This is a genomic window from Saccharothrix mutabilis subsp. mutabilis, assembly GCF_039521145.1.
GTDB lineage: Bacteria > Actinomycetota > Actinomycetes > Mycobacteriales > Pseudonocardiaceae > Actinosynnema > Actinosynnema mutabilis.
In genome coordinates this window covers 555,935-582,374 of sequence record NZ_BAAABU010000004.1, presented here as the reverse complement: position 1 = coordinate 582,374, position 26,440 = coordinate 555,935, and the positions used below count along the sequence as shown (strand labels likewise).

The following is a 26,440-nucleotide window of genomic DNA, read 5'->3' as shown; positions in this document are numbered from 1 at the left end:
TCGGCGGGAAAGCTCGACTCAAGCGACGGGCGCTCACAGGTGCAGCCGGGCGAACAGCAGCGACTCGGCCAGCAGGTCCCGGCGGTCGGCGTCGGTCTTGGCCTTGCGGGTGTTGACCTCCAGCACCACCTGCCCGGTGAAGCCGGCCGGGGCGAGCGACTCCAGCAGCTCGGCGCACGGCTGCGTGCCGCGCCCCGGCACCAGGTGCTCGTCCTTGGGCAGGCCGCTGCCGTCGGCCAGGTGCACGTGGGTCAGCCCGTCGCCCATCCGCTTGGCCAGCTCCATCGCGTCCATGTGCGCGGCGGAGGCGTGGGACAGGTCGAGCGTGTAGTTGCGGTGCCCCACGTCGGTGGGGTCGATGGACGGCCGGAACGCCGTCACCGCGACCGACCGGCCGCGGCCGAGCTTGCGGCGCACCGGGAACATGTTCTCCACCGCGATGGCGACGCCGCTCTCGTCCTCCAGGCCCGCGACCAGGTCCGGGAACGTCTCGGCGTACCGGCGCTGCCACAGGAACGGCGGGTGCACGACGACGGTCCGCGCGCCCAGGTCCTGCGCGGCCCGGACGCTGCGGCGCAGCCGTTCCACCGGGTCCGGCGACCACACGCGCTGGCTGATCAGCAGGCACGGCGCGTGCACGGCCAGCACCGGCACGCCGCTGCGCTGCACCAACCGCTGCAACGCCCGCACGTCCTGGCTGACCGGGTCGGCCCACACCATGACCTCGACGCCGTCGTAGCCCAGTTCGGCGGCGGCCTCGAACGCCGCGCCGACCGGGCGCGGCCACACGGCGGCCGTGGACAGGCCGACCGGGATCAAGACTTCACCAGGAGCATCGCGGCCGGGGACACGGTGACGATCAGGCCGACCAGCACGGCCAGGACCGTGGTCTGGAGGTCGTCGGCGCGGCGGATGCGGCGCACCAGGAGCACCAGGCCCACGGTCACCGCCAGCGCCACCACCAGGGCGGCCGGCGCGAGGGTGCGCCACAGGAAGTTGAAGCCCAGCCACAGCGCCGCGCCGCCGAGCACGCCGACGGCGAGCTGGCCGATCATGACCAGCCACTCGCGGCCCGGTGAGCGGTCGCCCGCCTCCTCCTCCACCTCGTCGGCGTCGGCGAGGCCGGCCGGCTCGTCGTCCTCGGCGGCGACGGGGCGGCGGAAGTCGTCGTCGTCGTCGTCCTCGTCCAGGTCGACGTAGGGGTGGAACTGGGTGCTCTCCGGCTCGACCACCGGCATCTCACCGGAGTCGTCGCCGAACCAGTCCTCGGCGGTCTGGTCGGGCAGCGGGTCGGGCATGGGGCCCGGCGCCGGCGGCACGATCAGCACCGACTCGGTGGGCAGCGACTCCAGCGGCACGTTCGGGGTCAGCTTGTCGGCGATGCGCGGCAGCACCTCGGTGACCGGCTCCCGCGGCGGCACCGGGCGGGCCAGGCTCGCGCGGGACGACTCGGGGTCGGCCTGCGGCGGGCGGGGCCGACCGGCGTCCGGCGGCGCGCCCCGGCCTGCGTCCGGCGGCGCGAGACGACCCGCCTCCGCCCCTGCGAGCCGACCGGCATCCGGCGGCGCGAGGCGACCCGCCTCCGCCCCAGCGATGCGACCGGCATCCGCCCCAGCGAGACGACCGGCATCCGCTCCAGCGAGGCGACCTGCATCCGGCGCGGCGAGCCGAGCCGCGTCCGGCGGCGCGAGGCGGGCCGCGTCGGGCGCGGGCGTGAGCCGGGACGACGGGTCGGGCGGCGTCGGTCGCGGCGGCTCGGGGTAGTCGTCGGCGTAGTCGTCGACGATCGGCGGTACCTGCCGGGTCTCCTCGGCCTCGGTCGGCGCGGGCACGCCCCGGCGGGGCGGTTCGGCGGCCCGCGGCGGGGTCCGGGTGAAGGCGGCGTCCAGGCGGGACCGCGGCGGCTCCGGGGTGAAGGGCGGTTCGACCGCGGGCGGCGCGGGTCGGGCGGCACGTCCCTCGCCCGGCGCGAACGACTCGGCGGACCGGGACCCGCGGCGGGCGCCGCGGCCCTCGAACGGCGGCTCGGCGGGTTCGCGGCGAGCGTCGAACGGCGGCTCGGCCGGGTCGCGGCGGCCGTCGAACGGCGGCTCCGCGGGTTCGCGGCGCCCCTCGAACGGCGGCTCGAACGGCGGCTCGGCCGGCCGGGCGAACGGCTCGGGCGTCACCGGCGGGGTGTAGGCGGTCTGCTCGGGGGCCGCGCGGCGGCCGGTCGGCGGCGGGTCGTCGTCGCGCACCGGCAGCAGCCGGCCGCTGTCCGAGTTGACCCGGTCGATGATCGCCTGCGGAGCGGTGTCCGAGGCGTCCTCGGCACGGCGGCGTCGCCGACGCGGCGACACCTCGCCGGAGCCCCCGCCGTACTGGGCGAGCAACTCCGCGACCGTGCGCTGGGTCTGCTCCGACTCGCTCTCTCGACTCATCAACTCCACCGTGCCCCGTGGCGGCCAGTCCGTCCAGTGTCACCCGACCGGCGGGTGCGGGTCGCGGGGGTGTCCTGGTCTGCGCCATCAGTGTGGTCCAGGCGACGCAGGATGACACCTTCCCGCAGCGCCCAGGGGCAAATCTCCAGCTCACCGAGTGACAGGGCTCGCATGGTGGCCTCCGCCACGAGCGCGCCCGCCACGAGCTGGTGGGCCCGGCTCGCGCTGACCCCCTCCAACTCCGCGAGGTCGCTCGCCGACATCCGGGAGACGAACCCGATGAGCTGCCGCAGCCCGGCGTGGGTGAGCACCCGGCGGGCGCGCGGTCCGGCCGACGACGGGGCCGCGCCGGTCAGCCGGGCCAGCGTGCGGAACGTCTTGGAGGTGGCCACCACCCGGTCCGGCGCGCCGACCCGGCGCAGCTTCTTCGCGACCGGCGCGAGCTGGTCGTCCAGCCACTCGGTGGTCTCGGCGACCTCCTGGCGGCTCGGCGGGTCGTGGTGGAACCGGGTCCGGGTCAGCCGACCCGCGCCCAGCGGCACCGAGAACGCCTCCTCGGGCTCCTCGTCCACGCCGACCGCCAGCTCCAGCGAGCCGCCGCCGATGTCCAGGCACAGCAGGCGGCCCGCGGACCACCCGTACCAGCGGCGCACCGCCAGGAACGTGTAGCGGGCCTCGTCCTCGCCGGACAGGACCTTGAGGTCCACGCCGGTCTCGGTGCGGACCCGGTCCAGCACCTCGGCGGAGTTGCCCGCCTCGCGGACGGCCGAGGTGGCGAAGGCCATCAGGTCCTCGCAGCCCAGCCGGGCCGCGGAGGCCTTGGTGGCGGCGACCGCCCGGACCAGCCGGTCGGCGCCCGCCTTGGTGAGCAGGCCGTCGCCGTCGAGCTGCTCGGCCAGCCGCAGGACCGACTTCTCCGAACTCATCGGCGTGGGGTGGGCACCCCGATGAGCGTCCACCACCAACAGGTGGACGGTGTTGGACCCCACATCAAGGACCCCGAGGCGCACGGCGTGCACCGTACCCGGTCGGGGCGGTCAGGACTCGAACTTGTAGCCCAGTCCGCGCACCGTCACCAGGTGGCGCGGCGCCGACGGGTCCGGCTCGATCTTCGAGCGCAGCCGCTTGACGTGCACGTCCAGGGTTTTGGTGTCGCCGACGTAGTCCGCGCCCCACACCCGGTCGATGAGCTGGCCGCGGGTGAGCACCCGGCCGACGTTGCGCAGCAGGTACTCCAGGAGGTCGAACTCCTTCAGCGGCAGGTTCACCTCGGCGCCGTCGACGGTCACCACGTGCCGCTCGACGTCCATCCGCACCGGTCCGGCCTCCAGGACCTGCGGCAACAGCTCCTCGGACTCGCCGCCGCGGCGCAGCACCGCCCGGATGCGGGCGATCAGCTCGCGCGCCGAGTACGGCTTGGTGACGTAGTCGTCCGCGCCCAGTTCCAGGCCGACGACCTTGTCGATCTCGCTGTCCCGGGCCGTGACCATGATCACGGGGACGGCGGAGCGGGCGCGCAGCTGCTTGCACACGTCGGTGCCGCTCATGCCGGGCAGCATGAGGTCGAGCAGCACGATGTCGGCGCCGTTGCGGTCGAACTCCTCCAGCGCCTCCTGGCCGGTGGCCGCGAGCGCCGCGGTGAAGCCCTCCTTGCGCAGCAGGAAGGCGAGCGGATCGGCGAAGGACTCCTCGTCCTCCACGATGAGCACCCTGGTCACAGCTCTCCTCCGGGTTTGCCCGCGCTGGTCGGCACAGGGACAGCGAGTTCCGGCTTGGGTAGGTCGGTGGTCTGCTCTTCCCGGTCGGGGTGCGCCGGGATGCGCAGGGTGAAGGTCGAGCCGGTGCCGGGCAGGCTCCACAGCTTGACCTCGCCGCCGTGGTTCGCGGCGACGTGCTTGACGATCGCGAGGCCGAGACCGGTGCCGCCGGTTGCGCGCGAGCGGGCCTTGTCCACGCGGTAGAACCGCTCGAACACGCGGGTCTGCTGGTCCTCGGCGATGCCGATGCCGCGGTCGGTGACCGCGATCTCGACGAACCCGTTCACCAGCTTGCGGCTGACCGAGACGGGGCTGCCCGGCGGCGAGTAGGCGACGGCGTTGTCGAGCAGGTTGCTCAACGCGGTGACCAGGAGGGTCCGGTCGCCCTCGACCTCCAGGCCGCTGGGCTCGTCGGTGGTGATCTCGATGCCCGCGGACTCGGCGGCGAGCTTGGAGCGGCCCAGCGCCTCGCTGACCACGACGTCGATCCCGACCCGGTTCAGCTCGGGCAGCTTCTCCGCGCCCTGCAACCGGGACAGCGCGATCAGCTCGGTGACCAGGGTGCCCAGGCGGGTGGCCTCCTGCATGATCTTCGCGCTGAACCGGCGCACCTCCTCCTGGTCGTCGGAGGCGTCCAGGACGGCCTCGGCGAGCAGGGCGAGCGCGCCGACCGGGGTCTTGAGCTCGTGGCTGACGTTGGCGACGAAGTCGCGGCGGGTGGCCTCCAGCCGGACCGACTCCGACTCGTCGGAGGCCTCCACGACCACGAACCCGTCGGTCAGCACCTTGACGGTGGCGTGCACGGCTTCCGGCTGGCGGCCCTTGACCTCCAGCGGGGAGACGTCCACGTGGACGACCTCGCCGGTCTGGCGGGTGAGCTCGGCGGCGCGGCGGGCCCGGTCGTCGACCCGGTTGTTCCGGACGACGCCGAGCTCCTCGGCACGCGGGTTGTGCAGGACGACGTCGCCGAAGACGTTGAGGACGACGATCCCGTCGTGGGAGGACTGGACCACCATGGCCATGAGGTCGGCGACGGTGAGCCCGGCCGGCCGCTGCGCTTTGTTGGTCCCGGTCGCACGCCCCACGAGGAACGCCGCACCGCCGATCAGCAGAACGCCGATCGACAGGACGAGGTAACCCGTTGCGGTCACGGAGGCATCGTAAGCAGGTCAGGGCGGGTACGGCCTAGCCCGCAGGCGTGGTTCGTGACTCCTGCGACACCGTCTGGCACCGATGTTTTCTGGTAGGTCAGCCGCCGTTCACCCAATCGTGTCCAAGCGGGTGAGGTCCTGTTCGGACAGGCGCAGTTCCGCGGACGCCAGGTTCTCCTCAAGGTGTCGTTCGGACGACGTGCCGGGGATCAGCAGCACGGTGGGTGAGCGGTGCAGGAGCCACGCCAGGGCGACCTGGCGCGGGGTCGCGTCGTGGGCCGCCGCGACCTCGTCCAGGGCCTGGTCCTGAAGAGGCGTGAAGCCGCCGAGCGGGAAGAACGGGACGTAGGCGACGCCCCGGGCGGCGGCGGCTTCCAACGTCGGCTCGTCGTCGCGGTGGGCGATGTTGTAGTGGTTCTGGACGCAGACGACCGGGGTGATCGCCAGCGCCTCCTCCAGCCGCGTGGTGTTGCTGATGCCGAGGTCGCGGATCAGGCCCTCCTCGCGGAGCCCGGCGAGGGCGGTGAGGGGTTCTTCGAGGGGGACGTGAGAGCCGTCCACGCGCAGGTTGACCACGTCGAGGCGGTCCACCTTGAGGTTGCGCAGGTTGTCGTGGACGGCTTGGCGCAGGTCGTCGGCGGTGCGCGCGGGGACCCAGTCCTGGTCGGCGGTGCGGCGGTAGCCGACCTTGGTGACGATCGTCAGGCCGTCGTAGGGGTGCAGGGCTTCGCGGATCAGCTCGTTGACCACGTGCGGGCCGTAGTAGTCGCTGGTGTCGATGTGGTCGACGCCCAGCTCGACGGCCCTGCGCAGGACGCGCTTGGCGGCCTCGCGGTCCGGCGGCGGGCCGTAGACGCCGGGGCCGGTGAGCTGCATGGCGCCGTAGCCGACGCGGTTGAGGTTCAGCACGCGGTCCACTGTGGTCGGGCTCCGGAACCGCCGCCGGGATTGGCAACTAGCTGCCAAGCTGGACACGTGAGCGGTGTCGTGGTGGTGCGGGGCGAGGCGGAGCTGTACGCGCGTGCGGGGCATCTGTTCGAGGCGGCCACCGAGGAGTTGGCGTGCGCGGCCAACGCGCTGCGCACCTGGATGGGCACGCACCCGAAGATCCTGCCCCGGCAGCGGGCGGAACGAGTGCGCAAGCTGTTCCGGCTTTCGACCATGCTGGAGCCGACGTGGGCCGAGCACGCGCGGGTCATGGCCTCGCACGGCGCGGACGTGCGGATCAGCGCCCACGAGGTCAACGAGACGATCCTGCTGGACGACCGGGTCGCCATCCTGGCCGGCGACGAGTCCCGGGGCGCCCGCAGCTACAGCGTGATCACACAGGTCGAGGTGGTCCACGGCGTGCGGTCGCTGTTCGAGGCGGCGTGGCGCGGCGGGACGCCGTTGGCGGTGCACGAGGCGGACATGGCCGAGTTGCGGGCCGTCGTGCCCCGTGTGGTGGAGGCGCTCAGCGGCGGCGCGACCGACGCGGCGGCGGCACGCGCGCTCGGGATGTCCGTGCGCACGTACCGCCGCCGCGTGGCCGAGCTGATGTCCGCGCTGGGCGCGTCCTCGCGGTTCCAGGCCGGGGTCCGCGCCCGGGACCTGGGGCTGGTCTAGCGGCCCTGGTTGGCCACGGCCTTGATCGCGTCCGCGGCGGCGTCCGGGTCGAGGTAGGTGCCGCCGGGCGTGACCGGGCGCAGGTCCTCGTCCAGGTCGTAGCGCAGCGGGATGCCGGTGGGGATGTTCAGGCCCGCGATGGCCTCGTCGGAGATGCCGTCGAGGTGCTTGACCAGGGCCCGCAGCGAGTTGCCGTGGGCGGCGACCAGGACGGTCCTGCCCTCGCGCAGGTCCGGCACGATCGCGGACTCCCAGTACGGGACCATCCGCTTCACGACGTCGAGCAGGCACTCGGTGAGCGGCAGGTCCGGGCCGAGGCCGGCGTAGCGCGGGTCGGCGTCCTGGCTGAACTCCGTGCCCGGCTCGATCGGCGGCGGCGGGGTGTCGTAGGAGCGGCGCCAGAGCATGAACTGCTCCTCGCCGAACTCCTCCAGCGTCTGCTTCTTGTTCTTGCCCTGCAACGCGCCGTAGTGGCGCTCGTTGAGGCGCCAGTCGCGCTTGACCGGGATCCAGTGCCGGTCGGCCGCGTCCAGGGCCAGGTTGGCCGTGGAGATGGCACGGCGCAGCAGGGACGTGTGCACGACCTCCGGCAGCAGGTTCGCCTCGCGCAGCAGCACGCCGCCGCGCTGCGCCTCCCGCACGCCCTTCTCGGACAGGGGGACGTCCACCCAGCCGGTGAACAGGTTCTCCGCGTTCCAGACGCTCTCGCCGTGGCGGAGCAGCACCAGGGTTCCGACAGCCATGGCCGCAAGCCTGCCAGATGACCGGCCGCGGGTCGCATCCGCTGTGACAGCCGACGCTGGATCGTTGCAGTTGACCTCTAGTTTGGTGGAGATCCTAGCGTCGGGAGCATGACTTTTCTGGTGACCGGCGCGACCGGTAAGGCGGGCCGTGAGGTGGTCGCGCACCTGCGGCGCGGGGGACACCCGGTGCGCGCGCTGACGCGGGACGCCCGGCGGGCCGGGTTGACGGGGGTCGAGGTCGTCGAGGGGGACCTGACCCGGCCCGAGACGCTGGAGACGGCGTTCAAGGGCGTGACCGGCGTCCACCTGCTCACGGTCGGCGGCGACGACTACGCCACGCTGACCACCGGGCCGGAGATCGTCCGGTTGGCGACCGAGGCGGGCGTGCGGCGGATCTCGGTGCTGTGGAACGGGTTCTGGGGCCCGGTGGAGCAGGCGGTCGCGAATTCCGGTCTGGAGTGGACGGTTCTGGAGGCGACGGACTTCCACGCCAACACGTTCACCTGGGCCGAACGGCTGCGCGCGAGCGGCGTGCTGGACGAGCCGTTCGCGGACGTGCCGACCGCCGGGGTGGACGAGGCCGACGTCGGCGCGGTGTCGGCGGCCGTGCTGGCGTCCGGGGGCCACGGCGGTCGGCGCTACCCCGTCACGGGGCCGGAAGTGCTGTCGCCACGGGAGAAGCTGCGGATCCTCGGGGACGCCGTCGGGCAGCGGTTCGCCTTCCACGAACTGACCTACGAGCAGGCGCGGGACCGGTACGTCGCGGGCGGGATGTCGCCGGACATGGCCGAGTTCCTGCTGGACTGGCACGGCCACCCGCCCGCTGCGGCGACCCGCGTGTCACCGGTGGTCCAGGACGTGCTGGGCCGCCCGCCGCGGGACTTCGCCGCGTGGGCGGCCGAGAACGCGGCCTCCTTCCGCTAGCCCGCGCGCGCTTTGCGCTTCTTGGCCCGGTCGCCGCAACGCTCCATGGAGCACCACCTGCGCAGGCCGGGCCTCGACGCGTCCACGAACAGCAACCCGCAGTCCTCGGCCGCGCACACCCGGACGCGGTCGCGCAGCGGGGAGGAGAACAGGTCGATCGCGTCCCGGGCGAGCGTGGACAGGGCCTGCGGCAGCGTGCCCGGTGTGAGCACGACCCGGCCGTCCGCCAGGCGCGGGACGAGCGGCGGGGTCGCGGCCACGGTGTTGATCACGGCCACGTCGGCGTCCGAGGGCGGGATCCCCCGCGCCGCGCCGCGGGCGGCGTTGGTGAGGGCGGCGCGCAGCGGTTTCAGCGCGGCCACGTCCGCGTCCACCACGGACAACTCCACGTCGAGCAGCCCGCCCACGTACAGCGCCACGTCCTCGGGCGTGTGCAGCAACTCCCACACCGCGTAAGGGCCGTCGCCACCGGTGTGCGTGAAGTCCAGGCAGGGCCGCCCGGTGCGGAACCGGCGGCGCTGGTCGCGGGGGATCCGTTGACTCACCGACATGGCACCACTATAACTGGTGCCATGTCGAGCGTCACGCATCTCAACCCGCCCGCACTGCACGCCAACCCGGCCTTCAGCCAGGCGGTCAAGGTGGACGGTCCCGGTTCACTGCTCTTCGTCGGCGGCCAGAACGGGGTCGACCAGCACGGCCAGGTCGTCGGGGACGACGCCTTCACCCAGTCCGTCCAGGCGTTCCGCAACCTCGAAGCGGTCCTCGAAGCCGCCGGCGGCACGCTGGAGAACGTCGTGAAGTGGACGATCATCGCCACCGACCGCGCCCACATCGGTCCCGGCTTCGGCGCGTTCCAGCAGGTGTGGGGCGGACGCGCGAACCCGCCGGCGATCACGGTGCAGATCGTGTCCGGCCTCGCGAACCCGGCCTACCTGGTCGAGATCGAGGCCGTCGCCGCGCTCTAGCGCGGTTCGCCCAGACCGCGCTCGCTGCGCCGGACCTCGCGGTCCACCTCGGCCTGCTCGCGCTGGGCGCGCCGGGCGGAGGAGTCGAGGGCGGCGGCGGCGCGGTCCAGCCGGGCCTGGGAGCGGCCGATCGCGTCCTGGGCCAGCCGGAGGGCATCGGCGCTGCGGTCCAACTGGTCCCGCCCGCGGAGGGGCGAGAGCCGGGCGAAGTCGTCCGCCCGCCGCCGGAGCCGGTCCTCCCGCAGGTCGGCGCCCTCCTCGCGCCGGTCGGCCGCCCGGTCGCGCTCGTCGGCGGCCCGGTCCCGTTCATCGGCGACCCGGTCGCGCTCGTCGGCGGTTTGATCGCGCTCGTCGGCGGTTTGGTCCCGCTGGTCGGCGGTTTGGTCCCGCTGGTCGGCGACCCGGTCCCGCTCAGCCGCGGCGCGATCGCGCTCGTCGGCGACCCGGTTCCACTCGGCCGCGGCCCGGTCCCGCTCGTCGACCACCCGATGGCGTTCGTCGGTCACGCGCTCACCGTACGCCCGAACGCCGCGCCGCGGGACGGCCCGACGACGGAGCCCCTCGGACGGCTCATCCGCCCGAGGGGCTCGCGGTCGAGCGCGGTCAGGCGTTCTCGCGCGCCCGCAGGTCCTTCCGGAGGATCTTGCCGGACGCGGACTTCGGGATCGCCTCGATGAACTCCACCACCCGCACCTTCTTGTGCGGGGCGACCTGGGCGGCCACGAACTCCATCACGCCCGCCGCGTCCAGCGACGACCCCGGCTGGCGCACGACGAACGCCTTGGGCACCTCTTCGCCCTCCTCGTCGCGCACGCCCACGACGGCCGCGTCCGCGATCTCCTCATGGGTCAGCAGCAGCGCCTCCAGTTCCGCCGGCGGCACCTGGTAGCCCTTGTACTTGATCAGCTCCTTGACCCGGTCCACGATGCTGACCAGGCCGTTCTCGTCGATCACGCCGACGTCGCCGGTGTGCAGCCACCCCTCGTCGTCCAGGGTGACCGCGGTCGCGTCGGGGTTGTTCAGGTAGCCCTTCATGACGTTCGGGCCGCGGCACCACAGCTCGCCGCGCTCGCCGACGCCCACGTCCTGCCCGGTCGCCGGGTCCACGAACCGGCACTCCATGTTGGGCGCGATCACGCCGACCGTGCCCACGGAGATGTCGTCGCGGCCGTCCGGGATGGCGTGGCTGACCGGGCTCATCTCGGTCATGCCGTAGCCCTGCGACACCCGGCAGCCCAGCCGCTTGGCCACCGCGGCGGCGAGGTCGACGTCCAGCGGCGCGGCGCCGGAGAAGACGGTGTCGATCGCGGACAGGTCGTACTGGTCGACCAGCGGGTGCTTGGCCAGCGCCACGGCCACCGGCGGCGCGATGTAGACGCGGTTGGTGCGGTGGTCCTGGATGACCCGCAGGAACTCCGGCAGGTCGAACTTCGGCATGGTCACGACGGTCGCGCCGACGTACAGGCCGTTGTTCATCAGCACCTGCATGCCGTAGATGTGGAAGAACGGCAGCACGGCGAGGATGCGGGTCTGCCCGTCGACCTTGAGCAGCGGCTGGCACTGGACGATGTTGGCCACCAGGTTGCGGTGGGTCAGCATCACGCCCTTGGCCCTGCCGGTGGTGCCCGACGAGTACGGCAGGACGGCGAGGTCCTCGGGGTCCACCGCCACCTCGGGCACCGGGCCGGTCGAGGCGAGCAGCTCGGTGAGGTTGGGGTAGCCCTCGGCCTGGTCGAGCACGACGACGTCGGTCACGCCCGCCTTCTCCGCGCCCGGAGCGGCGTTCGGGAGCAGCACGGACACCGTGAACAGCATCTTCGCGCCCGCGTCGGCCAGCTGGTGCGCGACCTCGTCGGCGGTGTAGAGGGCGTTGATCGTGGTCGCGGTCGCGCCGGCGCGGAGGATGCCGTGGAAGACGACCGCGTAGTACGGGGTGTTGGGGCTGAGGATGCCGACCACGTCGCCCTTGCCGATGCCCCGCTCGGCGAGCGCCGCCGCGAGCCGGTCGACCGCACCCGCGAGCTGCCGGTAGGTGAGGGAGGCGCCCGACGAGCCGTCGACCAGGGCCACCCGGTCGGCGCGGTCGCCGAGGTCGGCGAACAACAGCTCGTGCAACGAGACGTCCGGGACCTCGACATCGGGGAATGGACTGCGGAAGACCATGCGGCGACCCCACTACTCGTAAGTAACTGCGATCCCGCCATCGTGAGCCACGGCACAGGCCGGGTCAAGGCACGCACCTGGTCACGGAGACGTTACTTAACCCGGCTAAGAACACTCGAATGGCGTAACGCGGGGTCTTGTGGTGATCGCCGGCGATCTGCCAAGTTGACAGGGCCCAACGGGTCGGCTCCCACGCACTCCGACGACTCGTTCGGCGCCACCGCGGTTCGCCATCCCCCCGTCGAACCGCGGCCCGCTGGGATCATCGGGCTCCCCCCGCCCGGATCCCCAGGTAGCGGGGACTGACGCGGGGCGGCTTGAGCTCGCGACTCCCCCTCTCTCCCAAGCCGCCCCGCGCTCCACGCGCATGCGCACTCTCCGTGGGCGTCGGGTCAGGAGACGCTCTTCCGGGTGACCACCGTCCGGCGCGAGCGCCGCCACGCCAGGTAGGCGACCACGGGCACGCCGAGCACCACGGCGAACGGCAGCACCGCGCCGAGCACGACCAGCAGCCACGACACCGCGCCGACCAGCGCGTCCCAACCGCCGCCGAACGCGCTGAGGAACGTCGGGTCCTCCTCCTCCGGCATCACCGGCGGTGCGGTCTTCTGGTTCACCGTGACGGTCAACGTCGACATGGCGACCTGGCCCTTGAGCGTGTCGTACCGGCGCTGGAGCGACTCCAGCTCGGACTGCCGCTTGGTCAGCTCCGCCTCGATCGTGGTGATCTCCGAGGTGCTGCCGGCCCGTTCGAGCAGGCCGCGCACCCGTTCGACGCTCGCCCGCTGGTTGGCCAGCCGCGCCTCGACGTCCACGACCTGCTCGGTGACGTCCTCGCTCTTCAGGTCGCGCCGCGCCACCTCGGTGTCGGGCAGGGTCTCGAAGTCCTGGAGCACGGCGTCGAGGCGGTCGCCGGGCACCCGCAGGGTCACGGTGCCCTGGGTCCTGGTGGCGTTCTCCTGCGCCGGGTAGCCGCCCTTGGCCAGGGCGGACTCCTTGACCTGGCGCAGGACGGCGGTCACGTCCCCGGTCCGCAGCTCCACCGAGGCGGTCCGCACCAGCTGCCGCTCCTGCTGCACCGCGCCGGTGTTCTGCACCTCGCCCTTGGCCGGCTCACCCGGCTTGCCCTGCTGCGGTGTCGGCGCGCCCTGCTGCGGCGTGAGCGCACCTTGTTGCGGCGTGGGCGCGGCCAACCTCGCGTCGGCGGCTTCCCCCGTGGTGCTGCCCGACTCGGCCGAACACCCGGCCAGCGCGAGCACCGCCAACGCCGCTATCGCCAACCCCGTGCGTCTGCCCATGTCCCCTCCCTGGATGGCTTGCGTCACCCGGCAGACGGAACACCGGCGAAGGTCAGTTGCGCCTCACGCGATCACGATTCGGACACCAGGTGCTGGAAGGCCTTCAGGTTCGCCAGGGACTCCCCGCGCGAGACCCGCCAGTCCCACTCCCGCTGGATCGCGCCCTTGAACCCGATCTCCAGCAACGTGTTGAAGTCGCCGTCCGCGGCCTCCACCACCTGCCCGAGCACCCGGTCCAGCTCCTCCGGCGTCACCGCGTGCAGGGCGATCCGCCCCACCAGGTAGATGTCGCCGCGGGTGTCGATCGTGTAGTGCACGCCGTAGAGCTTGGCGTTGCGGCGCAACAGGAAGCGGAACACGTCCTCGTGCGCCTCGTCGGGGTTGCGGCACACGAACGCCTCGACGACCAGGGCGTGCCGGCCGACGACCAGCCAGCAGTTGGTCTGGAGCTTCTTCGTGCCGGGCAGGGTCACGAAGAACTTGCCGGGCTGGTCGTGCCGGTAGACCAGTTCCCGGTCGTCCAAAGCGGACGCGATGGTCTCGTCCAGGCTCAAGCGAACACCTCCTCGCGGAACACGTCCCGGGCTTGGGCGTACCCCGCGAGAAGTGAATCAGTCGTGCGGTCCCAGGAGAACCGGCGGGCGTGGCCCACGGCGTTGCTCGCCAACTCCTCCCGGAACGCGGGGTGCAGCACGACCTGCGCCAGCGCCCGCCCCCACGCGGCCGGCTCGTGGCCCGCGACCAGCAACCCGGACACGCCGTCGCGCACGGCCACCGGCAGCCCGCCGACCGCCGCCGCGACCACGGGCGTGCCGCACGCCTGCGCCTCCAGCGCCACCAGCCCGAACGACTCGTTGTGGCTGGGCACGGCCACCACGTCCGCCGCCCGGTACACGCGGGCCAGCGCCGCGCCGCCCTGCGGCGGCAGGAACCGCACCACGTCCGAGATGCCCAGCTCACCGGCGAGCAGCTTGAGGTCCTCGGGGGTCTTCATGCCCGACCCGGACGGCCCGCCGACGACCAGCACGACCAGGCGGTCCCGGACGCCGGGCGCCCGCGCCAGGAGGTCCGCGGCGGCCTTGAGCAGCACGTCCGGGGCCTTCAACGGCTGGATGCGGCCCACGAACGCGAGCACCACGGCGTCCGGTCGCAGGCCCAGCGCCGCCCGCGCCGCCTCCCGGTCGCCGGGCGTGAACCGGTCGAGGTCCACGCCGGGCGGCACGACCGCGACCTTGGCCGAGTCGGCGTCGTAGAGCTTGATCAGCTCGCCCGCCTCGACGTCGGTGTTGGCGACCAGCAGGTCCGCCTCGGCGACCACCTGCTCCTCGCCGATCACCCGCATCCGGGGCTCGGGGGTGTCGTGGGAGGCCAGGTTCGCGTTCTTGACCTTGGCCAGGGTGTGCGCGGTGTGCACCAGCGGCACGCCCCAGCGCTCCCGGGCCAGCCACCCGACCTGGCCGGACAGCCAGTAGTGCGAGTGGACGACGTCGTAGTGGCCGGGGTCCTGGCGGGCCTCGGCGCGCAGCACGCCCGCCGTGAACGCGCACAGCTGGCCGGGCAGCTCCTCCTTGCCCAGGCCCTCGAACGGCCCGGCCACGACGTGCCGCACGGTCACGCCCGGCGCGAGTTCGGCGACCGGCGGCAGGTCCGAGGAGGTCGCGCGGGTGAAGATCTCGACCTCCACGCCGCGCCGGGCCATCCGGACGGCGGTCTGCACGATGTAGACGTTCATGCCGCCCGCGTCGCCCGTGCCCGGCTGCTCCAGCGGCGAGGTGTGCACCGACAGCACGGCGACCCGCTTCACGGCGCGACCCCGGCGTTCTCCGCGCCGCGCGCGGTGCGCGCCACGAAGGCGGTCAGGTCGGCGGCGAACCGCTCCGGCTGCTCCAGGAACGGCGCGTGCCCGGTGTTCTCGTAGTGCCGCAACTCGGCTCCGGGGATCGTGGCCGCCGCGTACTCCCCGGCGGCCGGGTCCACCACCTCGTCGGCGGTGCCGTGCACCACCAGTGTCGGCTTGTCCACGGCCCGCAGCACCTCGGCGGAGTCCACGTCGCGCCGGAACAGCGCCCCGCGCACCCGCGCGGGCACCCGCAGGGCCGTCCCGAGCATCCACTGCCGGGTCGGCCCGTCGAACCGCCCCTGGCGCTCGTAGAACTCCGCCAGCGCGGGCACCGCGACCGACGGGTCCTCCGCCAGCGCGGCGGGCAGCGCCGCGCGCATCGCGGGCCCGGTCGCGCCACCCGGTCGGCCGCGACCGATCTCGGTGACGGCGCCCACCAGCACCAGCCCCCGCACGCCGGCCGTGCCGTGCGCGCGCAGGTAGTCGGCGATCACCAGACCCCCGTACGACCAGCCGACCAGCACCGCCGGACCGGTGTGGTCCAGCACGGCCCGCAGGTCGGCCGCCCACGCCGCCGAGTCGCCGTAGCCGTCCGCCGGGACGTCCGACGCGCCGTGTCCGCGCAGGTCGGGGGCGTACGCGCGGAAGGACGGGTCGGCGAGCTGGTGCGACCACACCTCCCCGGACTGCGCCCAGCCGTGCACCAGCACCACCGCCGGGCCTTCGGTCCCGCCCTGCCGGACGGCGAGCCGCACGCCCTCGGCGGTGAGGAGAGAAGTCAGCACGACGTAGGACAACGCTGGGATGACCCCATCGCTTCCCAATGCGATCCGACGTCACAGCCGGCTCTGGTAGCGTGGCGGTGAAGTGGATCTTCGAGAGCCGAGGAGCTGGTGAATATGGCTGCCCGCAGCCGTGTTCAGCCTGCCCTCAGCCAGCGGACGCGCGCCTGAGCGCGCTCCTCTCGAAGAACCCGGAGCACATCCTTGATCACCACTGATCGCCTCGCCCTGCCCGCGTGGACCGACGCCGACCTGGCCGCCGTCGCGGCGGGCGACCACCCGGACCACTGGGCGGAGGACTTCCCCGCCGAGGGCGACCGCGTCATCGCGGGCCTGCTCGCCGACCGGCCGGCCGGGCGGGGCGGGTTCGGCCACCGCCTGCTCGTCGAACGCGCCACCGGCCTCGTCGTCGGCTCGATCGGGCTGTTCTGGCCGCCGGTCGACGGCCGCCTGGAGATCGGTTACGGGGTCGTTCCGTCACGCCGGGGCCTCGGGTACGCCACCGAGGCGACCCGGGCGCTGGCGGCGCACGCCCTGACCGCGCCGGGGGTGACCGTCGTCCACGCGGGCGTCGACCCGGCCAACCCGGCGTCGGTCCGCGTGCTGGTGAAGGCGGGCTTCACGCTCGTCGACGCCGGCGCGGAGGTCCACCGGTACGAGTTCACCGGGTGAGCGAAAGGCCCGGTGGCTCGTCGCTTGGGTTCCAGGAGTCGTGGGCCACCGGGCCTTCCCGGGCGTTCTAGAGCGCCGACATCGCGTTTTAGAGCGCCGACATCGTCTGCCACTGCGCCCACGGGATCTGCCAGTCGTACCAGTCGAACTGCGGGGGCAGCGTGGTGATCGAGCCGGTGACCTCCACCGGGTCGCCCACCAGGGCGCTGTCGTAGTACGCCTTGGCGTCGGCCTCCAGCAGGTTCGCGCAGCCGTGGGAGGTGTTCGCGCGGCCGATGTTGGCGGCGTTGTCGTTGTTCTCGTGGATGAACTCGCCGTGGTTGGAGAAGCGGACGGCCCACTTCTTCAGCACGTTGGTGTAGCCGTAGCGCGGGTTGTCGAAGCTGAACTGCGGGTCCTTCTGCATGACCACGAACGTGCCGTTCGGGGTGGTCAGCTCCGCGTCCGCGTCCCGGCCGAAGGAGGCCGGGTAGCTGGCCACCTGCTGCCCGTCGCGCTCCACCACGAGCTGGTGCGACGGCGTGTGGATCTTCACCACCTGGTGGCGGCCGATGGTGAAGTCGCTGGTCACGTCGGCCTTGCCGAACGCTCCGCCGCCGTAGGGCACGCCGTAGAGCTTGGCCTCGACGTGCACCTTGGTGTTCGCGGGCCAGTACGTCTCCGGCCGGTAGTGCACCTCGCGCGGGTTCAGCCAGGCCCAGCTGCCCTTGACGTTGGCGGAGTTGGTGACGGTCAGGGCCTTCTCGGCACTGGCGCGGTCGGTCACGTCCGCCTCGAACTTGACCATGATCGGGACGGCGACGCCGACGGTCTGGTCGTCGCCGGGGAACAGGGTGGCGCGGACCTGGGAGGCCGGGGTGAGCGTGGTGAACGCGCCCTTCAGCTCGACCTTCTTGCCGTCCGTGCCGGTGGCCCCGCCCGCGTAGGTGTAGCTCTTGCCGTAGCCCAGCGGCTCGGTGCTGGCCCAGGACTTCTTGTCCTCGGCGACCTTGCCCTCGACGGCCTCGCCCTCGGGGTTGGTCAGCGTGACCTGGTCGATGGTGCCCTCGGCGACGGTGACCTTGACCGGCTGGTTGACCGGCACGTCGGTCGCGCCGTCGGCGGGCGCGGTGGTGAACTTCGCCACCGGGGGCTTGTCGCCGCCCTCCGGCTTCGCCGACCCGGGCTCGACCTCGGCGGAGCACCCGGCCAGCACCAGACCCGCCAGCAGCAGGGCCGTGACTCTCTTGCGCACTTCGACCTCCCTAACGAAAGGACGCCCACCGCGGCTTTCGGTGCGGGTGACTCGCGTCACAGCCCTAGGATCACCGCTGTGACCCGTCCCATCGCAGTAGTCACCGGAGCCAGCGCGGGAATCGGCGAGGCCACCGCGCGCAGGCTCGCCGCCGAGGGCTTCCACGTCGTGCTGGGCGCCCGGCGACTCGACCTGCTCAAGACTATCGCGGACGACGTCGACGGCACGGCCCTGGAGCTGGACGTGACCTCCGCCGAGTCCGTCGCCGCCTTCCTGGACGCCGTCCCGTCCGCGCGGGTGCTCGTCAACAACGCCGGCGGCGCGCGCGGGCTGGACCCCGTGGCGTCGGCGGACGAGGACGACTGGCGCTGGATGTGGGAGACCAACGTCCTGGGCACCCTGCGGATCACCAAGGGCCTGCTGCCCAAGCTGATCGAGTCCGGTGACGGGCACATCGTCACGGTGACGTCGGTGGCCGCGTACGAGGCCTACGACAACGGCTCGGGGTACACGTCGGCGAAGCACGCCCAGTCGGCGCTGCACCGGACGTTGCGCGGCGAACTGCTCGGGCAGCCGGTGCGGATCACCGAGGTGCTGCCGGGCATGGTGGAGACGGACTTCTCGGTCAACCGGTTCGCGGGCGACGCGGAGCGGGCGGCGGCGGTGTACGCCGGGGTCGAGCCGCTGACGGCGGACGACGTGGCGGACGTGATCGCGTTCGCCGTGACCCGGCCGTCGCACGTGAACCTGGACCAGATCGTCATGAAGCCGCGGGCGCAGGCGTCCGCGACCCGGGTGCACCGGTCCTAAGAGGACCCTTTCGCGGGGTTCGGCGCGATCAGGTCCACGTCGAGCTGGTCGAGGACGTCGGCGATCGGGTTGGCGAAGCCGCGCTTCTCGCTGCCGCCGCAGTAGAGGCCGACCACCCGGTTGTCGTCGTCCAGCAGCACCGCGCCCGAGTCGCCGTGGTCGGCGAACGGTCCCTCCACGCGGATCTGGTGTTGCAGGGTCCGCACGCCCAGGCCCGCGCCGAAGTCGAGCGTGATCGTGGCGTCGGTGGAGGCGACCACGCCTTCCGTCAGGGCGGTGGTCCGGCCGCGCTTGCGCACCCGTTGGCCGACCTTCGCCTTGCCCGGCCCCGCGACCGGTCCGACGCCGAACACCTCGGGCCGCACGCGGGGTGTGGTGAGCAGGATCGCGGCGGCGTCCACGCTCCCGGCCAGCGCCGCGCGGGCGAGCACGCCGATCTGGTCGCGGTAGGGGTGGCCGCCGTCGACGCGGGAGGGGTGCACCATCGGGTCGCCGACCGCCCAGGCGTCGTCCACGCAGGCCACGTGGAAGGCGGTCAACGCCATGGTGCGCCGCCGGTTCCGGGGTGTGACCAGCGCGCCGAGGGTGCCCGCGACCAGGTAGTCGTCGGCCTCGGGCACGTCCGGCGGCACGAACCGGATCGCCCGGCTCGGTCCGATCCCGATGCCACCCGCCAACACGTCGTGCCGCTCGGCCCCGCTCACGCCTTCGGGGGAGGCGAGGGTGTGGTGCGGGTGGAACACGTCCTCTACGACATCCGTTGGCACGCCGAGGACTTCGGACGGGATGGTGAACTGCGCGGCGGCGTGCTTCTTGCGCACGAAGACGAGGACGGCGGGAACGCCCGTCCCGCGCCCGCCGACGACCTTCTCCCCGACATCCACCCCGACCACCCCGGGCCGACCGAGGAAGTCGCCCTCGACCAACCGCTTGATGGCCGACACCACCCCACGCCCGCCGCCCGCCATGACGACCTCCCACAGGGAAACCCTGCTTCCATGAAACGCGCGGGGTGAGGTTTCGTCACACTTGGTCACCCGTTCGGCCGTTCGGCGGCGACCGCGGCGGGTGCGGCTCGCCGGTGGATCAGAGGGTGCAGCCGACCAGGACCGGTTCCGGGTGGAGTTCAACGCCGAAGGCCGTTCGCACGCCGTCCCGCACCTCACGCGCCAGGTCCAGCAGGTCCTCGGTGGTCGCGCCGCCGCGGTTGGTCAGGGCCAGGGTGTGCTTGCCGGACAGCGCCACCCGGCCGCCCGGACCGCGGTGGCCCCTGGTGAAGCCCGCCCGCTCGATCAGCCACGCCGCCGACAGCTTGCTCGTGCCCGGCCCGCCCGGGTAGGTCGGCACGTCCACGTGCCTGCCCAGCCGCTCGGCGATCCGGATCAGCACCCCGCTCAGCGTCGAGCCGTCCAGCACCGGGTTGGTGAAGAACGACCCCGCGCTCCACGTGTCGTGGTCGGCCGGGTCGAGCACCATGCCCTTGCCGCGCCGCAGGTCCAGGACCGCCTTGCGGGCCGCGTCGGCGGGCACCCGGTCGCCCTGCGCCACGCCCAGGACGCGCGCCAGTTCCGCGTACCGGATCGGCGCGGACTGCCCGCCGGAGGTCAGGGCGAACCGCGCCCGCAGCACCACCGCCTGGTCGGTGCCCTTCAACACGCTCGTCCGGTACGCCAGCCCCAGGTCGTGCGCCGGGACCTGGTGGACGCGGCCGGTGCGGCGGTCCAGGAGGTCGACCGACGTCAGGACCTGCGAGATCTCCACGCCGTACGCGCCGACGTTCTGCACCGGCGTCGCCCCGACCAGGCCCGGGATGCCGGACAGGCACTCCAGCCCGCCCAGGCCCTGCGCCACGGCCTCGGCCACCACCGAGTCCCAGTCCTCGCCCGCCTCGACGGTGAGCTGCACGAGCCCGTCGCCCAACGGGTCCAGGCGGCGACCGCGGGTGGCCACCTGCACGACGGTGCCGGCGAAGCCCGCGTCGGACACCACCAGGTTCGAGCCGCCGCCGAGCAGCAGCAGCGGTTCGCCGGACGCGTCCAGCGCGCGCACGGCCTCGACCAGCTCGGCGGCCGTCGTGGCGCGCGCGAAACGGGCCGCGGGGCCGCCTAGCCGCAGCGTGGTGTGCTCGGCGAGCCGCACGTGGGTGCTGGACAGCGGGGTGGTCACGGGCGTCAACGGTAGCCTCCGCGGCATGGCACGCCGCATCGAGCACCTGACGACGTCCCGTTGGCCCGCTTCGGACGTCTACTCCGCCCTCGTGGACGAGACCTACCTGCGCGACCGGCTCGACGTCCTCGGCGGCACCGGTGCCGCGCTGCTCGCGTTCGACAAGGCCGAAGGCACCACGTCCTACCAGCTCAAGCAGGGTGTGCCGGCGGACAGGCTGCCCTCGGTGGCCCGTGGCGTGCTGGGCGGCGACCTCGTGATCACGCGGGCCGAGTCGTGGACCGACGCCGGTTACGCGGGCACGGTCGAGGTGACGCTCAACGGCGTCCCCGGCCGCCTGGACGGGACGATCACCGTGGCCGACGCCGCCGGCGGTGGGAGCGAACTCACCCTCGTGGGTCAGGTCAAGGTGAGCATCCCGCTCATGGGCGGCAAGCTGGAGTCGCTGATCGCCGAGCAGGTCGTCCTCCTGCTGGACAAGGAATCCGAGTTCACCGCCGAATGGCTCGCACACCGCGCCTAGCGGCGGGCCGGGCCCGCGCGCTCGGCCTGCCGACCCGGGGCACCACCAACCCGAACCGCCTCCGCCGCGTGGACCGCTGGGTTGAACACGCCTACGGTTCACTTGTTCAACAATCCAACGATCCCCTTGTAGTGGACCTCGGCTACGGCTCGTCCCCCGTGACCACGGTCGAGATGGCGACCCGGCTGCGCCACCTCAACCCGGACCTGCGCGTGCTGGGCCTGGAACTGGACGCCGAACGGGTCGCGGCGGGCGAGGCGGTGGCCGACCCGCCGCGGCTGGAGTTCCGCCGCGGCGGCTTCGAACTGGCCGGCCGCCGTCCGCTGCTGCTGCGCGCGTTCAACGTCCTGCGCCAGTACACGGAGGAGCAGGCGACCGAGGCGTGGGCCACGATGGTCGGCCGGCTGGCGCCGGGCGGCGTCCTGGTCGAGGGCACGTGCGACGAGATCGGCCGCCGCTGCTCGTGGGTGGCGCTGACCGCGGACGGGCCGCAGACGTTCACCCTGTCGTGCCTGCCGAAGGACATCGACACCCCGAGCGACCTGGCCGAACGCCTGCCCAAGGCGCTGATCCACCGCAACGTCCCCGGCGAACGCGTCCACGCGCTGCTCGCCGAACTGGACACGTGCTGGGCCACCGCCGCGACCTTCGCCCCGTTCGGCCCGCGCGCCCGGTGGGTGGAGGCGGTGCGCTTGCTCACCGCCCGGTGGCCGGTGCTGGACGACCGCAAGCGCTGGCGGCTGGGCGAGGTCACCGTGCCGTGGGAGTCGGTCCGCCCCTGATCCGGGGAACCGCCCCTGATCCCCGACCCCGACCCGACCCCGGAACGCCCTGAAACGCCCCGGAACGCCGGCGCATCACACGGCGGCCCACGCCCACCGAGGCACCCACCACGGCCCCCGCCTTCGACTGCCCGAGAGGCCGGCGGGCCCGCCACGGCCCTAGGCTCGGACGCGTGCAGCACCACGACTACCTCGCGCACGCCCGCGCCGAGTACCAGGCCCTGCGCGCCCTCGTCCTGGCCGTCGGCCCCGACGTGCCGGTGCCGACGTGCCCCGGCTGGACCGTCCGCAAGCTGGTCGACCACCTGGCGGGCGTCCACTCCTGGGCCCTGAACGCCCTGCACACCCCCGCCGACGGCACCCGTCCCAAGGCCACGCCCCGCCCTCAGGACTGGGACGACCTCCTCACCTGCTGGGACGACCGGTTCGGCGACCTGGAACGCCTCCTGACCAGCCTGGACCCGGCCACCCCGACCTGGACGTTCGTCGGCCCCCGGTCGGCCGGCTTCTGGGCCCGCCGCCAGGCCCACGAGATCGCCATCCACCGCCTGGACGCCGAGCACGCCGTCCACGGCCACGAGGTCCCCACCCTCCTCTGGGACACCGACTTCGCCGCCGACGGCGTGGACGAGTACCTGACCCGCCTGCTGGTCCGTGCCGCCGAGGTGCACCCGATCGAGCGCGCGGGCCGGCTGCTGTTCCACGCCGCCGACGCGGGCCGCACCTGGGAGCTGCGCATCGCCCCCGGCCAGGTGCCCGAGACCGGTCCGCCCACCGACTCCGCGACCGACGAGGACACCACCGTCGCGGGCACCGCCGACGCCGTCTACCGCGCGGTGTGGGGCCGGCCGAGCGGGGCCATCGTGTCGGGTGACAGGTCGCTGCTGGACTCCCTGCCGCGACCGTGAATACTTCTGGACCGTGGTAGAGCGACGCTATGTGATCACCTTCGGCTGCCCGGACCGCACCGGCATCGTGGCCCGGATCTCCTCGTTCCTCGCCGAGCACGGCGGCTGGATCGTCGAGGCCGCCTACCACACCGACCCGGCGACCAACTGGTTCTTCACCCGCCAGGAGGTCCGCGCCGACTCGCTGCCGTTCGGGGTCGACGAGCTGCGCGCCCGGTTCGGGCAGGTCGCGCGGGAGCTGGGCGCGAACGCCAACTGGCGGATCAGCGACACCGGCGAGCGCAAGCGCGTGGTCATCCTGGTCTCCAAGGAAGGCCACTGCCTGTACGACCTGCTGGGCCGGGTCGCGTCGCACGAGCTGGACGTGGACGTGACGGCGGTCATCGGCAACCACGCCGACCTGGCGGGCATCACGCGGGCGCACGGCATCCCGTTCCACCACGTGCCGTTCCCGGCCAACGACCCCGAGGGCAAGCAGGCGGCGTTCGCGCAGCTGCGCCAGCTGGTGGACGCGCACAAGCCGCACGCCGTGGTGCTGGCGCGGTTCATGCAGATCCTGCCCGCCGAGCTGTGCGCGGACTGGGCGGGCCGCGCGCTGAACATCCACCACAGCTTCCTGCCGTCGTTCGTCGGCGCGCGGCCGTACCACCAGGCGCACAGCCGGGGCGTGAAGCTGGTCGGCGCGACCTGCCACTACGTGACCGCGGACCTGGACCAGGGCCCGATCGTCGAGCAGGACGTGATCCGCGTGGACCACACCGACTCGGTCCCCGACATGGTCCGCAAGGGCCGGGACATCGAGAAGGTCGTGCTGGCGCGCGGGTTGCGCTGGCACCTGGAGGACCGCGTGCTGGTGCACGGAAACCAGACGGTGATCTTCTAGGCGGACGTAGGCTGCGCCCGTGCGCACCGCGATCACCACCGCCGAACACGCCGCCGCCGCAGCCGACCTGCGCGGAGCGGTCCTGGTCGGGCTGGACCTGGCGGACGTGGACCTGCGGGTGCCGCTGGACGGGGCGCTGTTCCTCGGCTGCACGCTGTCCGCGCCCACGCGGCGGCGGGCGGACGCGGCCGGGGCGCTGGTGTTCCCGGACATCCCCGACGTGCCGTACCAGGTGTACCGGTCGTCGCTCTACACGCCGGCGGAGCTGTTCGCCGGGTTCGACCCGGATCGGCCCGCGTCCTACGCCGACACCCCCGACGCCCGGATCTACCGGCACAGCAAGCAGCAGGGCCACCACCCGGACCCGTTGCACGCCCTCGCCGAGCGCCTGCACGACCACGCCATCACCGAGGCGCTGGCCGAGGTCCTCGACGGCGCGCCGGTCGCCGTGATGGGCGGCCACGCCCTGGGCCGCGACACCGCCGGCTACCGGCGGGCCGTCGAGCTGGGCGCGCGGCTGGGCGAAGCCGGGTTCACGGTGCTCACCGGCGGCGGTCCGGGCGCGATGGAGGCCGTGCCGCTCGGGGTCCGGGTCGGCGTGGACGAGGGCGTGCTCAAGGAGCTGTCCCGCGCGCCGAAGTTCGGCGGGGACGCCGAGTCGATCGGCCGCTGGGTCGCCGCGTGCCCGACCGACCTGCCGACGTCCGACCGGCCGCGCACGATCGGCATCCCGACCTGGTTCTACGGCCACGAGCCGCCCAACCCCGCGTGCGAGCTGCACGCCAAGTACTTCGCCAACTCGGTCCGCGAGGAGGGCCTGCTCACCGTCGCCACCGGCGGCATCGTCTACACGCCGGGCAGCGCGGGCACCGTGCAGGAGGTCTTCCAGGACTACACCCAGAACCACTACGGCTCGGTCGGCCCGGCCGCGCCGATGGTGTTCCTGGGCAAGGACTTCTGGGTCGACGAGGTCCCCGCCGCGCCGCTGGTGCGGCGGTTGGCGGCGGGTCGGGAGGCGGAGCGCTGGATCCTCGTCACCGACGACGTGGACGAGGCGGTGGAGTTCCTGCGCGGCTACCCGGCCTGACGCGCCAGGTCCGGCACCACCTCCGCGCCGGGCAGCTTGGCCAGCACCTCGCCGGGCACGAGCAGCTTGCTGCCCCGGATGCCGCTGCCGATCACCAGCTCGGGCGCGGCGGCGACCTCGGGCGACAGCAGGACCGGCCAGTCCGCGGGCAGCCCGACGGGCGTGATGCCGCCGTACTCCATGCCCGTGAGCCGCACGGCGTCGTCCATGGGCGCGAACGACGCCCGCCGCGCGTCCAGCCGACGCCGCACGACCCCGTTCACGTCGGCGCGGGTGGTGGCGAGCACGACGCACGCGGCGTACCGGACGGCGTCACCCCGCTTGCCCGCGACGATCACGCAGTTCGCCGAGGCTTCGAGCGGCGAGCCGTAGTGGGCGCAGAACTCGGCCGTGTCGGCCAGCCCGGGGTCGATCTCGCTGACCGCCAGCCGCGCGGCGTCGGCCAACGAGCGCAACGCGGCGGCCACGGGCTCGGCGACCAGGTCGAGCCGGTCGAGAGCGGGGACGGGGTTCAGGGTTCCGGCGATGGTCCACACCCGCCCCATCTTGCCCGCACCGGGAAAGTCCGTTTGACGTTGACGTTACGTCAACCCCTACCGTCGTTCCAGCAAGGGGAGGTGACGGGGATGGCCTGGTCGATCGCCGAGGTGGCGCGGATGTCGAAGGTGACGTCGCGGACGCTGCGGCACTACGACTCGATCGGTCTGCTCGAACCGGCGTGGACCGGCAGCAACGGCTACCGGTACTACGAGCGCGAGCAGCTCCTGCGGCTCCAGCAGATCCTGCTGCTGAAAGACCTGGGGCTCAACCTCGACACGGTCGCCGACGTCCTGGACGGCCGGCACAGCACGGTCGACGTGCTGCGCAACCACCAGCGGTGGTTGCGGACGGAGCAGGAACGGCTGGCCCGGTTGAGCGACACCGTCGCCAAGACCATCAGGGAACTGGAGGGGAGTGAGCACACGATGAAGATGGAAGAGCTGTTCGAGGGCTTCGACGCCGACCGCCAGGCCCGCTACGAGGCGGAACTGGTCGAACGCTTCGGCGAGGGCGCGCAGGAGCACATCGACGAGGGCAAGCGCCGGATGCAGGGCTGGACCAAGGCCGACGCCGACAACTTCATGGCGGAGTGGCAGTCCATCGCCAAGGCCTTCGGCGAGTTGTTCGACGCGGGCGCCGCGCCGGACTCGCCGGGGGTCCAGGAGGTGACCGACCGGCACTACCGGTGGATCCAGCTCAGCTGGACGCCAAACCGCGAGTCGTACACGGGCTTGGGCCAGCTGTACGTGGACGCCCCGGACTTCAAGGTCCAGTTCGACGCCCACGCGGAGGGCTTCGCGGAGTGGGTGCGCGACGCGATCGCAACCTACGCCCAAACCCGCCTCTAACGGCAAGCGCACTCCAGCACGCAGCGCCTGCCTCCGGGCGCGCAGCGCCTGCTTTTGGGCGCGCAGCGCCCCCGCTTTTGGGCTTTTCCGTCCTCCCCGTATGGCCTGCCCGAAGGGCTACCACACTTTCCCGGGGTCGGTCCAAAAAGTTTTGCGAGGAACGAGCAAAAGTTTTTCGACCGACCCCGGGAAAGTGTGGTCGGCTCCGCCAGGCCATACGGGGAGGACGGAAAAGCCCCCTCTTTTTCTTTTCCTCCCCCGGCGGCCTGCCCGCCGGCGAGGCTCTTTTACGCTTTGAACTGGACGCTCACGCTCTCAAGCCCACGCTTCGCGGGT

General features: G+C 72.9%; 29 protein-coding genes. 11 read left to right on the top strand and 18 right to left on the bottom strand.

Annotated features, from left to right (window positions below):
• Positions 1–33: 33 nt before the first annotated feature.
• The 6 genes from ABD126_RS13825 to ABD126_RS13800 form a co-directional block, all read right to left on the bottom strand.
• Positions 34–819, bottom strand: coding sequence for a sugar phosphate isomerase/epimerase family protein (locus ABD126_RS13825; RefSeq protein WP_343934176.1), 786 nt, complete (start codon positions 817–819; stop codon positions 34–36).
• Positions 816–2,420 carry a hypothetical protein gene (locus tag ABD126_RS13820; protein ID WP_343934175.1) on the bottom strand — a complete coding sequence of 535 codons (1,605 nt, stop codon included), beginning with the start codon at positions 2,418–2,420 and terminating at the stop codon, positions 816–818. Before ABD126_RS13820 ends, ABD126_RS13825 begins: the two co-directional genes overlap by 4 nt.
• Positions 2,420–3,430 carry a Ppx/GppA family phosphatase gene (locus tag ABD126_RS13815; protein WP_343934174.1) on the bottom strand — a complete coding sequence of 337 codons (1,011 nt, stop codon included), beginning with the start codon at positions 3,428–3,430 and terminating at the stop codon, positions 2,420–2,422. Before ABD126_RS13815 ends, ABD126_RS13820 begins: the two co-directional genes overlap by 1 nt.
• A 27-nt stretch (positions 3,431–3,457) precedes the next feature.
• Positions 3,458–4,138, bottom strand: a complete 681-nt coding sequence (locus ABD126_RS13810; protein ID WP_343934173.1) for a response regulator — start codon at positions 4,136–4,138, stop codon at positions 3,458–3,460.
• The gene (locus ABD126_RS13805; RefSeq protein ID WP_343934172.1) at positions 4,135–5,328 is read right to left on the bottom strand and encodes a sensor histidine kinase; all 1,194 of its coding nucleotides are present in this window, start codon (positions 5,326–5,328) and stop codon (positions 4,135–4,137) included. Before ABD126_RS13805 ends, ABD126_RS13810 begins: the two co-directional genes overlap by 4 nt.
• A gap of 108 nt (positions 5,329–5,436) precedes the next feature.
• Positions 5,437–6,237, bottom strand: a complete 801-nt coding sequence (locus tag ABD126_RS13800) for an oxidoreductase (RefSeq protein ID WP_343934171.1) — start codon at positions 6,235–6,237, stop codon at positions 5,437–5,439.
• 66 nt (positions 6,238–6,303) lie between these two features.
• On the opposite strand from ABD126_RS13800, the gene ABD126_RS13795 reads away from it, so the two are divergent.
• Positions 6,304–6,933 carry a DNA-binding response regulator gene (locus ABD126_RS13795; RefSeq protein ID WP_343934170.1) on the top strand — a complete coding sequence of 210 codons (630 nt, stop codon included), beginning with the start codon at positions 6,304–6,306 and terminating at the stop codon, positions 6,931–6,933.
• Here ABD126_RS13795 and ABD126_RS13790 read toward each other — a convergent pair.
• The gene (locus ABD126_RS13790; protein WP_343934169.1) at positions 6,930–7,676 is read right to left on the bottom strand and encodes a phosphoglyceromutase; all 747 of its coding nucleotides are present in this window, start codon (positions 7,674–7,676) and stop codon (positions 6,930–6,932) included. The two genes, ABD126_RS13795 and ABD126_RS13790, sit on opposite strands and share 4 nt — an antisense overlap.
• Before the next feature lie 108 nt (positions 7,677–7,784).
• On the opposite strand from ABD126_RS13790, the gene ABD126_RS13785 reads away from it, so the two are divergent.
• A complete protein-coding gene (locus ABD126_RS13785; protein WP_343934168.1) occupies positions 7,785–8,600 on the top strand; it encodes an SDR family oxidoreductase in 816 nt (271 codons plus the stop codon).
• On the opposite strand, the gene ABD126_RS13780 is transcribed toward ABD126_RS13785, so the two are convergent.
• Positions 8,597–9,151, bottom strand: a complete 555-nt coding sequence (locus ABD126_RS13780; protein ID WP_343934167.1) for a CGNR zinc finger domain-containing protein — start codon at positions 9,149–9,151, stop codon at positions 8,597–8,599. The two genes, ABD126_RS13785 and ABD126_RS13780, sit on opposite strands and share 4 nt — an antisense overlap.
• A 21-nt stretch (positions 9,152–9,172) precedes the next feature.
• Here ABD126_RS13780 and ABD126_RS13775 point away from each other — a divergent pair, with 21 nt between their 5' ends.
• Positions 9,173–9,568 carry a RidA family protein gene (locus tag ABD126_RS13775; RefSeq protein ID WP_343934166.1) on the top strand — a complete coding sequence of 132 codons (396 nt, stop codon included), beginning with the start codon at positions 9,173–9,175 and terminating at the stop codon, positions 9,566–9,568.
• Here the strand turns inward: ABD126_RS13775 and ABD126_RS13770 are convergent.
• From ABD126_RS13770 to ABD126_RS13745, 6 genes are all read right to left on the bottom strand, one after another.
• Entirely contained in the window at positions 9,565–10,074 is a 510-nt protein-coding gene (locus ABD126_RS13770) for a hypothetical protein (RefSeq protein ID WP_343934165.1), read from the bottom strand. The genes ABD126_RS13775 and ABD126_RS13770 overlap by 4 nt on opposite strands.
• Before the next feature lie 97 nt (positions 10,075–10,171).
• Positions 10,172–11,731 (bottom strand): 4-coumarate--CoA ligase family protein, encoded by a 1,560-nt coding sequence (locus ABD126_RS13765; protein ID WP_343934164.1) that lies wholly within the window; start codon positions 11,729–11,731, stop codon positions 10,172–10,174.
• 392 nt (positions 11,732–12,123) lie between these two features.
• A complete protein-coding gene (locus ABD126_RS13760) occupies positions 12,124–13,029 on the bottom strand; it encodes a DUF4349 domain-containing protein (protein WP_343934163.1) in 906 nt (301 codons plus the stop codon).
• 71 nt (positions 13,030–13,100) lie between these two features.
• The gene (locus ABD126_RS13755; protein WP_343934162.1) at positions 13,101–13,583 is read right to left on the bottom strand and encodes a type III secretion system chaperone family protein; all 483 of its coding nucleotides are present in this window, start codon (positions 13,581–13,583) and stop codon (positions 13,101–13,103) included.
• Positions 13,580–14,833 carry a D-inositol-3-phosphate glycosyltransferase gene (gene mshA / locus ABD126_RS13750; RefSeq protein ID WP_343934161.1) on the bottom strand — a complete coding sequence of 418 codons (1,254 nt, stop codon included), beginning with the start codon at positions 14,831–14,833 and terminating at the stop codon, positions 13,580–13,582. The genes ABD126_RS13755 and mshA overlap by 4 nt, the downstream gene beginning before the upstream one ends.
• The gene (locus ABD126_RS13745; protein ID WP_425542803.1) at positions 14,830–15,654 is read right to left on the bottom strand and encodes an alpha/beta fold hydrolase; all 825 of its coding nucleotides are present in this window, start codon (positions 15,652–15,654) and stop codon (positions 14,830–14,832) included. The genes mshA and ABD126_RS13745 overlap by 4 nt, the downstream gene beginning before the upstream one ends.
• Before the next feature lie 201 nt (positions 15,655–15,855).
• Here ABD126_RS13745 and ABD126_RS13740 point away from each other — a divergent pair, with 201 nt between their 5' ends.
• The gene (locus ABD126_RS13740) at positions 15,856–16,323 is read left to right on the top strand and encodes a GNAT family N-acetyltransferase (protein ID WP_343934159.1); all 468 of its coding nucleotides are present in this window, start codon (positions 15,856–15,858) and stop codon (positions 16,321–16,323) included.
• An 88-nt stretch (positions 16,324–16,411) separates the two neighbouring features.
• On the opposite strand, the gene ABD126_RS13735 is transcribed toward ABD126_RS13740, so the two are convergent.
• Positions 16,412–17,557 carry a L,D-transpeptidase gene (locus ABD126_RS13735; protein ID WP_343934158.1) on the bottom strand — a complete coding sequence of 382 codons (1,146 nt, stop codon included), beginning with the start codon at positions 17,555–17,557 and terminating at the stop codon, positions 16,412–16,414.
• Between the two features lie 78 nt (positions 17,558–17,635).
• Here ABD126_RS13735 and ABD126_RS13730 point away from each other — a divergent pair, with 78 nt between their 5' ends.
• Positions 17,636–18,367: an SDR family NAD(P)-dependent oxidoreductase gene (locus tag ABD126_RS13730; protein WP_343934157.1), complete on the top strand. Its 732-nt coding sequence runs from the start codon at positions 17,636–17,638 to the stop codon at positions 18,365–18,367.
• Here the strand turns inward: ABD126_RS13730 and ABD126_RS13725 are convergent.
• Positions 18,364–19,335 carry a chymotrypsin family serine protease gene (locus ABD126_RS13725; protein ID WP_343934156.1) on the bottom strand — a complete coding sequence of 324 codons (972 nt, stop codon included), beginning with the start codon at positions 19,333–19,335 and terminating at the stop codon, positions 18,364–18,366. The genes ABD126_RS13730 and ABD126_RS13725 overlap by 4 nt on opposite strands.
• Before the next feature lie 118 nt (positions 19,336–19,453).
• The gene (locus ABD126_RS13720; RefSeq protein ID WP_343934155.1) at positions 19,454–20,560 is read right to left on the bottom strand and encodes a UDP-N-acetylmuramate dehydrogenase; all 1,107 of its coding nucleotides are present in this window, start codon (positions 20,558–20,560) and stop codon (positions 19,454–19,456) included.
• Here ABD126_RS13720 and ABD126_RS13715 point away from each other — a divergent pair.
• The 5 genes from ABD126_RS13715 to ABD126_RS13695 all read left to right on the top strand — a co-directional run bounded on the left by ABD126_RS13715 (position 20,559) and on the right by ABD126_RS13695 (position 24,716).
• Positions 20,559–21,056 carry a DUF2505 domain-containing protein gene (locus tag ABD126_RS13715; protein ID WP_343934154.1) on the top strand — a complete coding sequence of 166 codons (498 nt, stop codon included), beginning with the start codon at positions 20,559–20,561 and terminating at the stop codon, positions 21,054–21,056. The two genes, ABD126_RS13720 and ABD126_RS13715, sit on opposite strands and share 2 nt — an antisense overlap.
• Positions 21,035–21,838 (top strand): class I SAM-dependent methyltransferase, encoded by an 804-nt coding sequence (locus ABD126_RS13710; RefSeq protein WP_343934153.1) that lies wholly within the window; start codon positions 21,035–21,037, stop codon positions 21,836–21,838. Before ABD126_RS13715 ends, ABD126_RS13710 begins: the two co-directional genes overlap by 22 nt.
• 173 nt (positions 21,839–22,011) lie before the next feature.
• Complete coding sequence (locus ABD126_RS13705) at positions 22,012–22,746, top strand: maleylpyruvate isomerase family mycothiol-dependent enzyme (RefSeq protein ID WP_343934152.1); 735 nt, start codon at positions 22,012–22,014, stop codon at positions 22,744–22,746.
• A 31-nt stretch (positions 22,747–22,777) separates the two neighbouring features.
• On the top strand, positions 22,778–23,629 hold the full coding sequence (purU, locus tag ABD126_RS13700; protein WP_343934228.1) for a formyltetrahydrofolate deformylase: 852 nt from the start codon (positions 22,778–22,780) through the stop codon (positions 23,627–23,629).
• A 19-nt stretch (positions 23,630–23,648) separates the two neighbouring features.
• Positions 23,649–24,716 carry an LOG family protein gene (locus ABD126_RS13695; RefSeq protein WP_343934151.1) on the top strand — a complete coding sequence of 356 codons (1,068 nt, stop codon included), beginning with the start codon at positions 23,649–23,651 and terminating at the stop codon, positions 24,714–24,716.
• Here the strand turns inward: ABD126_RS13695 and ABD126_RS13690 are convergent.
• Positions 24,704–25,261: a YbaK/EbsC family protein gene (locus tag ABD126_RS13690; RefSeq protein WP_343934150.1), complete on the bottom strand. Its 558-nt coding sequence runs from the start codon at positions 25,259–25,261 to the stop codon at positions 24,704–24,706. The two genes, ABD126_RS13695 and ABD126_RS13690, sit on opposite strands and share 13 nt — an antisense overlap.
• Before the next feature lie 81 nt (positions 25,262–25,342).
• Between ABD126_RS13690 and ABD126_RS13685 the strand changes: the two genes are divergently transcribed.
• Positions 25,343–26,104 carry a MerR family transcriptional regulator gene (locus tag ABD126_RS13685; protein ID WP_343934149.1) on the top strand — a complete coding sequence of 254 codons (762 nt, stop codon included), beginning with the start codon at positions 25,343–25,345 and terminating at the stop codon, positions 26,102–26,104.
• Positions 26,105–26,440: the final 336 nt, after the last annotated feature.

What these genes read in the sequence shown, in the direction of transcription:
- ABD126_RS13780 (WP_343934167.1), bottom strand. Translation starts at nt 9,151, where the DNA reads ATGTCGGTGAGTCAACGGATCCCCCGCGACCAGCGCCGCCGGTTCCGC.
- ABD126_RS13820 (WP_343934175.1), bottom strand. Translation starts at nt 2,420, where the DNA reads ATGAGTCGAGAGAGCGAGTCGGAGCAGACCCAGCGCACGGTCGCGGAG.
- ABD126_RS13760 (WP_343934163.1), bottom strand. Translation starts at nt 13,029, where the DNA reads ATGGGCAGACGCACGGGGTTGGCGATAGCGGCGTTGGCGGTGCTCGCG.
- ABD126_RS13775 (WP_343934166.1), top strand. Translation starts at nt 9,173, where the DNA reads ATGTCGAGCGTCACGCATCTCAACCCGCCCGCACTGCACGCCAACCCG.
- ABD126_RS13790 (WP_343934169.1), bottom strand. Translation starts at nt 7,676, where the DNA reads ATGGCTGTCGGAACCCTGGTGCTGCTCCGCCACGGCGAGAGCGTCTGG.
- ABD126_RS13690 (WP_343934150.1), bottom strand. Translation starts at nt 25,261, where the DNA reads ATGGGGCGGGTGTGGACCATCGCCGGAACCCTGAACCCCGTCCCCGCT.
- ABD126_RS13710 (WP_343934153.1), top strand. Translation starts at nt 21,035, where the DNA reads ATGGCTCGCACACCGCGCCTAGCGGCGGGCCGGGCCCGCGCGCTCGGC.
- ABD126_RS13765 (WP_343934164.1), bottom strand. Translation starts at nt 11,731, where the DNA reads ATGGTCTTCCGCAGTCCATTCCCCGATGTCGAGGTCCCGGACGTCTCG.
- ABD126_RS13785 (WP_343934168.1), top strand. Translation starts at nt 7,785, where the DNA reads ATGACTTTTCTGGTGACCGGCGCGACCGGTAAGGCGGGCCGTGAGGTG.
- ABD126_RS13715 (WP_343934154.1), top strand. Translation starts at nt 20,559, where the DNA reads ATGGCACGCCGCATCGAGCACCTGACGACGTCCCGTTGGCCCGCTTCG.
- ABD126_RS13725 (WP_343934156.1), bottom strand. Translation starts at nt 19,335, where the DNA reads ATGGCGGGCGGCGGGCGTGGGGTGGTGTCGGCCATCAAGCGGTTGGTC.
- ABD126_RS13720 (WP_343934155.1), bottom strand. Translation starts at nt 20,560, where the DNA reads ATGCCGCGGAGGCTACCGTTGACGCCCGTGACCACCCCGCTGTCCAGC.
- ABD126_RS13685 (WP_343934149.1), top strand. Translation starts at nt 25,343, where the DNA reads ATGGCCTGGTCGATCGCCGAGGTGGCGCGGATGTCGAAGGTGACGTCG.